The 10,677-nt window shown below is 57.5% G+C and carries 5 protein-coding genes and 1 pseudogene; 2 read left to right on the forward strand and 4 right to left on the reverse strand.

The window, feature by feature from the left end; translation table 11 throughout:
- Positions 1 to 127 precede the first annotated feature (127 nt).
- Positions 128 to 1,600: an NAD-dependent succinate-semialdehyde dehydrogenase gene (locus tag H9S92_RS17710; protein ID WP_187468036.1), complete on the forward strand. Its 1,473-nt coding sequence runs from the start codon at positions 128 to 130 to the stop codon at positions 1,598 to 1,600.
- 5 nt (positions 1,601 to 1,605) lie between these two features.
- Here H9S92_RS17710 and rlmH read toward each other — a convergent pair whose 3' ends face one another.
- From rlmH to H9S92_RS17730, 4 genes are all read right to left on the reverse strand, one after another.
- On the reverse strand, positions 1,606 to 2,079 hold the full coding sequence (rlmH, locus tag H9S92_RS17715; protein WP_187468037.1) for a 23S rRNA (pseudouridine(1915)-N(3))-methyltransferase RlmH: 474 nt from the start codon (positions 2,077 to 2,079) through the stop codon (positions 1,606 to 1,608).
- 436 nt (positions 2,080 to 2,515) lie between these two features.
- Positions 2,516 to 3,895, reverse strand: a complete 1,380-nt coding sequence (locus H9S92_RS17720) for a sigma-54 interaction domain-containing protein (RefSeq protein ID WP_187468038.1) — start codon at positions 3,893 to 3,895, stop codon at positions 2,516 to 2,518.
- Positions 3,896 to 3,927: 32 nt separating this feature from the next.
- Complete coding sequence (miaB, locus tag H9S92_RS17725; protein WP_187468039.1) at positions 3,928 to 5,358, reverse strand: tRNA (N6-isopentenyl adenosine(37)-C2)-methylthiotransferase MiaB; 1,431 nt, start codon at positions 5,356 to 5,358, stop codon at positions 3,928 to 3,930.
- Positions 5,359 to 5,525: 167 nt separating this feature from the next.
- Positions 5,526 to 8,534, reverse strand: coding sequence for a S8 family serine peptidase (locus H9S92_RS17730; protein ID WP_187468040.1), 3,009 nt, complete (start codon positions 8,532 to 8,534; stop codon positions 5,526 to 5,528).
- Between the two features lie 1,581 nt (positions 8,535 to 10,115).
- Here H9S92_RS17730 and H9S92_RS17735 point away from each other — a divergent pair.
- Positions 10,116 to 10,677, forward strand: a pseudogene (locus tag H9S92_RS17735) (hypothetical protein); the annotation flags it as partial.

Consider the following 10,677-nt stretch of genomic DNA (forward strand, 5'->3'; position numbering starts at 1 on the left):
GCGGGCGCATCGGAACATCCGCCCCGCGCCTTACCTTGTAGAAAAACCCGCCGCAGGGCCTTGAATGACCGGCCCAATTTCGCCCACTTCAGCCCAAGCACTATCTCGCCTCTTTTACGCCCAAACCATGCAATTGAAAGAAAACCGCCTGCTTAAAAACCTGGCCTACCTCAACGGGGAATGGACTGCCGCCCGCGAGGGAAGCACCTTCCGGGTCTGTAATCCCTACGACGGCAGCTTGCTGGCCGAGGTGGCCGACCTCGGAGAAGAAGAAACCTGCCGCACCATCGAGCTGGCCCGCCAGGCCCAGGTGCAGTGGGCCGGTAAAAGCGCTGGGCACCGCTCCCGCATCCTTCGCCGCTGGCACGATCTGATCCTGGAACATACGGATGACCTGGCCCTCATCCTTACATCCGAGCAGGGTAAGCCCCTGGCCGAAGCCGTGGGGGAAATCCGCTACGGTGCCTCCTTCGTGGAGTGGTACGCCGAAGAAGCCAAGCGGGCCTACGGAGACGTCATCCCCGCCCACGGATCCGACAAACGCATCACCATCCTCAAGCAGCCGGTGGGCGTCGTGGCGGCCATTACCCCCTGGAATTTTCCCGTCGCGATGGTTACCCGCAAGGTAGCCCCCGCCTTGGCCGTAGGTTGCAGCGTCATCCTAAAGCCAGCCGATGCCACGCCGCTCTCCGCCCTGGCCCTCGCCGTGCTGGCCCACGAGGCCGGCTTCCCCCCCGGGGTTTTTAACGTCATCACCACCACCTGGGCCAAGGAAGTTGGGAAGTTGTTTTGCACCAGCCCGCTCGTCCGCAAACTCAGCTTCACCGGTTCTACTGCCGTGGGCAAAGAACTCATGCGGCAGTGCGCTACGACCGTGAAAAAGCTTTCCCTTGAACTGGGCGGCAATGCCCCCTTCATTGTTTTTGACGACGCCGATTTGCCCGCTGCGGTGCAAGGGGCCATCGAAAGCAAATACCGCAACGGCGGGCAGACCTGTGTCTGTGCCAACCGCATCTACGTGCAGGCGGGCATCTACGAGCGCTTCGTGGCGGAGTTTGCCGCCGCCACGCAGGAGCTTAAGCTGGGCGACGGACGCCTGGCAGAAACCGACCTCGGGCCACTCATCAACAAAGCTGCGCTCGAAAAAGTGGAGCAGTTGGTAGACGATGCCTGCGCTAAAGGCGCGCGTGCCCTGACCGGCGGCCACAGTTCTACCCTGGGCGGGTACTTTTACGCGCCGACGGTGCTTACCGACGTCAACCATACCATGGACATCCACCAGGCGGAAATCTTTGGGCCGGTAGCACCCATTTTCCGCTTCGAGACGGAAGCCGATGCCATCCGTGCGGCCAACGATACGCGGGCGGGGCTGGCCGCTTATTTCTACGGCCGGGACTACGCCCGGATCTGGCGCGTTGCCGAGGCGCTGGAATTTGGCATGGTGGGGATCAATACCGGGATGATTTCCACGGCGGTTGCCCCCTTCGGCGGCATCAAAGAATCGGGATTCGGGCGCGAAGGCTCTTTTTATGGCCTGGATGATTACCTGGAGGTGAAGTACCTATGCTGGGGCGGCATCGAACCCACTCCTGCCGGTTAAAACTCCTACTCGTTGTGGTAGTTTTCGCCGCGCAGGATGGTCATCGCCCGGTAGAGCTGCTCGGAAAAGAACAGGCGGATCATCTGATGGCTGAAGGTCATCTTCCCCAGGCTCAGGCTGCCGTTGGCGCGGGCGTAGATCGCGGGCGAGAAGCCGTAAGCGCCGCCCACCAGAAAAACCAGGCGGTGGTAGGGGAGTTGCAGCTGACGATCCAGCCACTGGGCGAAGGCGACGCTGCCGAAGTGCTGCCCTTTTTCATCGAGCAAGATCAGCCCATCTTCGGGTTTCAGGCGGGCCATGATTAACTCTCCTTCTTTTTCCTTGCGTAACTCCGGGCTGAGCTTGCCGCCGCCTTTTACGTCGGGGATCACCTCAAAACTGATGGGCAGATAGTGCCCCAGGCGCTTGGTGTAAATCGCTTCTCCTTCGCGCAGATAGGCTTCGGTGGTTTTTCCGATGTAGTAGACTTGTACTTTCATGGGCATCTTCTGAAGGGATGGTAGCTGTTCTGACTCGGCAAGGGGAGGAAGGTAGAAAAACCAGGAACAGGGAAAGGAAGGTTCGCAGGGCAATTGTCAGTTTTATGGCGCGGCCGCAGGTGCCCGGGAAAGGGGTAGGGAGCGGTGTTGGTCCTGGGGGAGGACCCCGGATTACGGATGCTGTAGCACCGATTGTGTGGGAGTACCCCGGATTACGGATGCTGTAGCACCGTTTGTGCGGGAGGACCCCGGATTGCGGATGCTGTAGCACCGTTTGTGTGGGAGGACCCCGGATTGCGGATGCTGTAGCACCGATTGTGCGGGAGTACCCCGGATTACGGATGCTGCGCATCCTCCATCCGGGGTTATTCAGGTTTGACCCCTCCGGGGTCGGTGGGCCAGGCTACCAAGGCGTTTGGATATCATGCTTTGGCGGTCAGTCTGCTAAATCGTATTCTTTGATTTTCCGGTAGAGGGTGCGTTCGGAGATGCCTAGTTCGGCGGCGGCTTCTTTGCGGCGGCCACCGTGTTTGCGGAGGGCTTTGCGGATGAGGTCTTTTTCGGCGTCGGCCAGGCTGAGGTTTTCCTCGACCACTTCGCTTTCGGCGTAGGCGCGGTGCATGTCGTGGCTGACGATGACGGGGGCGTCAACGGTGCTGGCCTGGAGACCACCGCTCGTTGTCCCCCGCCGTGCACCTGCGTCCGCGCCCCCGGTGCGCTCACGGCTGGGAAAATCGCGGAGGAAGTCCTCGGTGCTGTTCCGGGGCTGCAAGCCACGCTCGGCGACCATGCGGTCCAGCACCTCTCCGGCATCGGTGAGGTGGGCGGGCATCTGGAGGGAGCGGACCTTGGTCATGTCGGGGATGCTCAGGTCGTTGCTGCTGATCAACTCGGAGACGAGGCGCTTGAGTTGGATCATGTCTTCGCGCATTTCGAAGAGGACCTTGTAGAGGATTTCCCGCTCGTGCATGGAGATGCCCGGGCCCTGGTCTTTGCGGTCTTCCGCGCGGATGGCCGGGAGGTTGCGCTGAAGGAGTTGGGGCATCATATCGGCGAGATCGATGGCCGTCATTTCCCGCTTTTCGGAGAGGATACTGAGGCGTTCAGCGACGTTTTTCAGTTCCCGGATGTTTCCCGGCCAGCGGTAGTTCTCCAGCAGCCAGCGGGCTTCTTCGTCGAGCCGGACGGCCTCAATGCTCTGCTTTTCCGCAAAATTGTTGGCGAAAAAGCGGAAGAGGAGGTAAATGTCTTCCTGCCGCTCGCGCAGGGCTGGCATGTCGATGGGTACGGTCGCCAGGCGATAGTAGAGGTCTTCGCGGAACTTGCCATCGCTGACGCGCTCGATCAGGCGGCGGTTGGTGGCGGCAACTACGCGGACATCCGTGCGTTGCACCTTATTGGAACCCATCCGGATGAACTCGCCATTTTCGAGTACCCGCAGGAGATAGGATTGGGTTTCGAGGGGCATTTCCCCGATTTCATCGAGGAAGATCGTACCTCCGTTGAGGGTTTCGAAGTAGCCTTTGCGGTCGGCGCGGGCGTCAGTATAGGCCCCTTTTTCGTGGCCAAACAATTCCGAGTTGATGGTCCCCGGGGGGAGTGCACCGCAGTTGATGGCGATGAAGCCCTCGTGTTTGCGCACGCTGTTGTCGTGAATGATGCGGGAAATTACCTCTTTGCCCACGCCGCTTTCGCCGGTGATGAGCACGGATAGATCGGTGGAAGCAACGCGCAGCGCCGTCTGGAGGGCGTTCTCCAGCGCGGGGGAACGGCCGACGATGCCGTAGCGGCGTTTGATCGTGTCGAGGTTAGCCATAGGTTGGGTGTTCCAGCGCAGGGGGCTGGAGTTTAGCGCGCGCCGAACAAGGTGGCACTGGTGGAATCAATGATGCGGACCGTTACGTAATCGCCGGGTTTTTCCCCTTCCAGCTTAGGGAATACCACCATGCGGTTTTGGGTGGTGCGCCCTTTCCAGTCGGCGGCAGATTTTTTGGAATCACCCTCAATGAGGACCTCGAAGCTTTTGCCGACTTCGGCTGCGTTGAGCTCACGGCTGATGTCGGTCTGTAAGTCAATGATCTCCTGCAAACGCCGCTTTTTCACGGGTTCGGGGACGTCGTCAACGAATTTTTTGGCCGCCGGCGTGCCCGGGCGCTCGCTGTAGAAGAACATGTAGCTCATCGAGTAGCGGGCGTAGGCAATCATCGAAAGGGTATCCTGGTGCTCTTCCTCGGTCTCGGTGCAAAAGCCGGTGATGATGTCGGAACTGATGGCGCAGTCGGGCATGATCTCGTAGATGCGGTCTACCTTGGCCTGGTACCAGGCGCGGTCGTAGGTCCGGTTCATCAATTCGAGGATGCGCGAATTGCCCGACTGGACGGGCAGGTGGATGTACTTACAGACGTTGTGGTGGTCGCGCATGGCGTAGAGCACCTCATCGGTAATGTCTTTGGGGTGGCTGGTGCTGAAGCGGATGCGCAGGGCGGGGTCTACTGCAGCAGTCATGGCCAGCAGTTGCGCAAAGTTGACACTTTCGCCCGTTTCGGGGTTTTCCCACTTGTAGCTGTCGACGTTCTGCCCCAGCAGGGTCACTTCGCGGTAGCCACGGTCGAAGAGGTCGGTGGCCTCCGCAACGATGCTGAAGGCGGAGCGGCTGCGTTCGCGGCCCCGGGTGAAGGGCACCACGCAAAAGGAACACATGTTATCGCAGCCCCGCATAATGGAGATGAAAGCCGTGATGCCGTTGGACTGGAGGCGAACGGGGCTGATATCGGCGTAGGTCTCCTCGCGGCTCAGGAATACGTTGACGCCTTTTTCACCCTCTTCGGCACCCGCCACGAGGCCGGGCAGGTCGCGGTAGGCATCGGGGCCGACTACCAGGTCGACGAGTTTCTCTTCTTCCAGGAACTTGGCCTTGAGGCGCTCCGCCATGCAGCCGAGGACCCCCACCATGGTGCCGGGGTGGCGTTGCTTGACCTTATCGAAGACCCGCAGGCGTTTGCGTACCGTGTCTTCGGCCTTCTCGCGGATGGAGCAGGTATTGATCAGGATCAGGTCGGCACTTTCCAGGTCGCGCGTAGGGCCGTAGCCCGCCTCGCCGAGGATGGATGCGACAATCTCGGAGTCAGAAAAATTCATCTGACAGCCGTAGCTCTCGATGTAAAAACGCTTCTCGCCGGGGCGCTTGGGTGCGAAATCCGCCCCAAATACCTCGCCTTGTTTCGTCTCATCTACCGTCTTGGTTTCCAGATCGTGGAGCGTGGGATTGTCGTTATACATAGGTGATGCACCTTTTTGAGCCCGCAAAGATACGGTGCCCGGCTGACAGAATGACAGTTTCGCCCCGCTTTTTCGTCGAATCGAAACTTTCTTTCCACGTGCAAAGACAAAACCCCGCCTCCGGGTGGCTGGAGACGGGGTTTTGTAGGGGTAAAGAACGGCGAAGCTTAACGCCGGATCACGATCCGCTCGGTGCTTACTTCTTCATCCGTCAGGATGCTGATCAGGTAAACGCCGGTGGGCAGGGTGCTGACGTCCAGGGTGACCCGTTCGATGTTGTCGTAAGTATGGTGGAGCAGGCGCTTGCCATCGATGGTGAAGACGGTGATTTCCTGGATGGGATCACCGGCGTACACCCGGACGTGGTCGGTAGCGGGGTTGGGGCTCAGCATGAGTTCATCGTCGAGGCTGGCGGGTTCCCCGCTACGGCGGTGGGTGGCTACTTCGGAGATGGAAGTAATGGCTCCTGCTCCCGTAGTGGCCTGTGCTACCGTAAATCCGGTCACGGTTACCTGGTCGATGTAGATTTCGTCGCTGTTGTCGCTGGCGTCACACTGGAAGCGGAACTGGGAGCTGCTGCCGAGGTTGAAGCTGGAGGCGGGCAGGGTAACGGTGGCTGTGTAGAAGCCGTTGTTTGAGAAGCTGCTGCCAGCGGCGTAGGTGGCCACTGTTTGCCAGCCGGAGCCGCCGTTGAAGCGGACCCAGAAGTCCTCGCCGTTTTCCATACTGCGGGCGTAGAAGTAGAAGGTCAGTTCTACGGAGGCCAGGCCACTCAGGTTGAGTACGGGTGAGGTCATGGCTGAAGCGGTGCCTGAGTTGTCGCGGATGCGGACGGAGAAGTTGCCCTCGTAGCTGTAGGCACTAGTGGAAACCCTGGCTACGTCGCCACCACCATCGATCCAGCCCTGGAGGCCGGTTTCGAAGAAGTAAGCACCCAGCTCGCCGCCGCCACCGGTGCAGCCGGTAGTGGTAACCGCAGCCGCATTGCTGGTAGCCGATGCATTGCCCGCTGCGTCGTTGGCCGAGACAGTAAAGGAGTAGTTGGTGCAGGCAGTAAGCCCGTTTACCGTAGCGGCGGTGCCGGTAACCGTGCCCAGTAAGGTACCGCTCGAAAAGACATTGTAGCTCACCACGCCTACGTTATCGCTCGAAGCATTCCAGCTAAGGGAAACGGAAACGTCGGTAATGTTGCTGGCCGTCAGGCCGGTTGGGGTCGTCGGAGGGGTAGTGTCGGGGCCGGGACCGCCGATGCAGAAGTCCGTAGCCTGGCTGGAGCCGAAGGAACCGCCACTGGCCAGCACCGTAGTTCCCCGCCGCAGGGTGTACGAACCATTACCGTAGCTGCAACAGATGCCGTCGCCGTAGCTGTCGAGGATGGTGAAAGTGTAGCAATCATCAGCCAGGCAAATGGTCTCGTTGATCGTGCTGCCATCGGGAGACGAACCGTAGGTGCCGCCGCTGGCCACAATCTGCCCAGCGTCGTTGGCAATCCGCCAGCTGGTTTCCTCGGGGTAATTGTCCAGGGTAATGGTCAGGGTCACCTCCGTGCCATTGCAGCCTACGGGCGGACAGGCCGGGCAGCTGGGGCCACCGCAGTCAATGCCCGTTTCCTGACCGTTCTGGACGCCGTCTGTACATGTGGGGCCGCCGCCGCCACCACCCGCGTTCTGGATGGCTCCCAGGGCATTTACCCGGCCGTTGGCATACTCCAGGTCGTCACCCGCCGGGCCCATGTCGATGGCCGTGCTGTACAGCAGGTCCTTAACCTGGGTAGAAGTAAGGTTGGGGTTGAAACCCAGAACCAGAGCGGCTACGCCCGCCACCACTGGGCAAGCGGAAGAGGTTCCCCCAAAGTTGTTGGTGTAGTTGCCGCTGCCGTAGCCGGGGCTGCCCATCCGGTCCGTAGTCCGCACGCCCGCACCGGGGCCGCCTACGTTATTGGATGGGGCCATGATGTCGAGGTCCGTACCATAGTTGCTGTAAGCCGAACGGATGCCCTGGTTGGAGAAGGCCCCAACGGCAATCACATTGACGTTTTTGGCCGGGTAATCCACACAATTCTTGTAGCCGTTGCCGGAGGCGAAAACTACTACCGCACCCAGGCCACCGCGGCCATTGCTGTTGGCATCAGCCAGGGCATTGTTGATGTTGGTAAAGTTGGCCGTACAGGAGGTGTAGCCCCAGGAGTTGCTCAGTACGTCCGCTCCCTGGTTTTTAGCCCAGGTAATGCCGTCGGCAATGTCTTGGGTGGATTCTCCCCCGACGAAGATGTTGACCGAGATCAGATTGACCAATGGGGCTACTCCCATGACGCCAATATTGTTGTGGCTGGCCGCAATGGAACCCGCGCAGGATACCCCGTGGGCACTGCCGCTTACGGCGTTTCCGTTGCCGTTGTTGGCCGGACTGAATCCTGCCGTATACCGACTTGCCCCCGTGCTGGTAACGAAGTCTTCGTGGGCCTCCAGACCATCGTCAATCACCGCTACGGTGATGGAACTGGAGCCCAACGTAAGGCCCCAGGCTTCCAGGGCGTTGCAGTCCGCATCCGCCGTTCCCGTCACTCCGTCCAGGGTCTGGCCGGTGTTGTTCATCTGGAACTGCTGGCTGAATAAGGGGTCTTGGTAACGCTCGATGGGCGCGTAAAAGTCGGGTTGGGCAAATTCAGCCAGTCCGCTTTCGTACACCGCGTTGGAGGCCGCGAAGGCCTGCGTGACGTCCAGCAACTCAATGCGGAAGATGCCGTCTTTGCGCACCACGTTCTTAATGCCATACTGCCCCATCAGGTCGAGCAACTGCGCCGCGTCTTTTTTGTCCTTTAGCTTGGCGACAATCGTACGGGTGGGGAAAATGGTGTAGCCATCGGAGTAGCTGAAACCGGGGCTTACCTGGACTGCTCCGGGGGTAAGTCCGAGGCTGGCGGCTACGGCGTCGGGGCGCATCGGACTGGCCATTTCCACCACTGCGTACGGCTTGTGCGGCCAGCTCGAATAGCGTTTAACGTCGGCCGTACGGACGCGGGCCAGCTCGCTCCCGGCGTCCGCCGTGATGATGAACTGGGTAGTGGAGGCGCGGAGCGCCACTTTGCCTTCTTCCGTCCAGTAATGGGCAGACTGGGCGATGGCAGTTGTAGCCCAGCAGAGGCAGAGCGCCCCCAGGAGTAAATGTTTTAACATGTCTTAAAGGTTGGTTACGTAAGTAGAGAGAGACAAAAATGAAGTAGTGATAGTACTATTGACAGCCAGCCCAGCGGGCCACTTGCGGTAAATGTAATCATTATCCTTGTGTTGACAAGTTAAAATCTGATTTTTTGGGTTAAACAGCTATTTTGTACTGCCTGGCAAGGTTTTTGCGGTAGAAATGAAAGTGGTTTTTGGCGCGGCCGCAGGTGCAGGGTAGGGGACACGAAGGAGCTTCGTCCAACCGCTGCAAGACAGGTGTTGGTAAAGCATAAGGTGCTGATTATAAGTGTTTTAAAACATTTCCGAACCACGTACTCATCCACCAGGTAAGGGATGCACTGCACTGTCATGGCCTTCCCGGCCTCCTCTTTTGCACTCTTCGCCTGTTTTTTTGTGAGACAACGGTCGCCACCCCGCTGGAGCTAGCCCCGCCTGGGAAGCCCGGAAGTGATGCAACCAATTGCTGCCCACCTGCCTGGTCTGAAGGACAGGGTAATGCTCTCGCAGTTGCGGGGCCGGCAACGCTGATCATTCAGGATCGGCCAGATGCTACGGCTAAGACTTCGCCAGGCCGCGTCAGGTTTGTTGCGGGAATTAACGGGCCATCGCGTCAGGGTGGACTTACGGCGACCAACCATAACAGCTCGGGCCAAAACCGCAACCCCGCGCCTTTGGAGTAAGGAGCCTCCTTTAGTGGCGAAAGGAGCCATAGCGTGAGGGGCTTACCTTATAATATAAAATATGGTCTTTTCTTAAGTATTAAAAGAAGTGGCTATCATGCTTTTTTTTGGGTATGATATTTTTTTCACACTAAAAAATTGATTCGGTGGTTCGAGGTTTGGGAAAAGCAGTTTGTGCCAAAGTTGGAAGTTAAATATTTGGCTATCAGTTATTTGTGATTTTCGTGGCCCCTTTTGTCAGGGGGCGGGCAGCTTCTGGTATGTGTTAAAACCCGGATTTATTTCAATTTTTTTTTGGGCGCTAACCAATATCTCTGTATATTAGCTAATGAAAAACCTGTCTGTGGTGCCTATAGGCCCGATTCATGGCAGGTAGCTGTCCTTTTTTCTACTTCAATAAATAACTCTCAATGAAAAAGTGTCCTCTCAAATTTGCTCTTAGCTGACCCCTGTTGTGCCGTGGGCTGAAAAGTCCTTATGCATAGCTGAGCAGTATCAAGCTCCTGCTTCCTGATTTCCGTGTAGCGTGCTGCATGGACAAGGATCGGTATGCATTTAATCTGGCGAAAACGTGCGCGTGTATTTCACACGATTAGCCACTATTTTGTCCAGTCGAATGTATAAGTCATTAATTTTCAGGACTTAGTGTGCTTTATTCATCTTTCCTTGTCTTGCGCTGTGCGGATCGGGCCGAGCATTTTTTTGTTTTTTGTACTTATCAATTACTTCCCCATCGGGCATTATCCTGCCCGTGAAATAGTCGTCCCTTGGGGCGATAGTAAAGGATTTTTTGCCCTGAAATAATGGTAGAAAACTCCCGAAAATTTAAACGACCCCAGGGTCGTAAGCCCTGTGTCGTGCTATTTGACTGCGTTTAATCTCAAAAGAAGACCTTATGAAATGTTCCCTACGAACACTGGCCGCGCCATGTCTGAAAATATGTGCTGCAACACTGATTTTTATTTTCTGTAATACACAATTACCTGCGGAAAAATCAGTATCACTACCTCCGCCGGAGGACTGCAATAATCCTTTAGCGGGCAAGAATGCAATAGTTGATGAAATTTCTCCGGGTTTAGTGGGTCTGCTTTTGGCGGGAAGCAACTTAGGTAACGTAGTAAATGAGGATTTAGAGGATTTTGTGGACATTAATATTACTGCGGCTGTTTTAGGGACGGCTATTGTATCGGTAAAAGACATTAGTGAAACCTATCCCGCCGGACGCAGAGCGGGTTTCGTCCTCCAAAGCAATGGGGGTTTATTATCCGCCAGTGCGCTCAGTGGTTTGTCGATTCGTACTTACCTCAATGACGTGCCCCAGGAAACAGCGACCTTCGGTGGTGGTCTTCTGGACCTTGCAGTTTTGGGCAACGCTGGCGGCAAGCAGCGCCTTGGTTTTACCACCACTTTGCCCTTTGACGAAATTGAACTGTACCTCAGTTCCACCCTCACCCTGC

Source organism: Neolewinella lacunae, assembly GCF_014349155.1.
GTDB classification, from domain to species: Bacteria; Bacteroidota; Bacteroidia; order Chitinophagales; family Saprospiraceae; genus Neolewinella; species Neolewinella lacunae.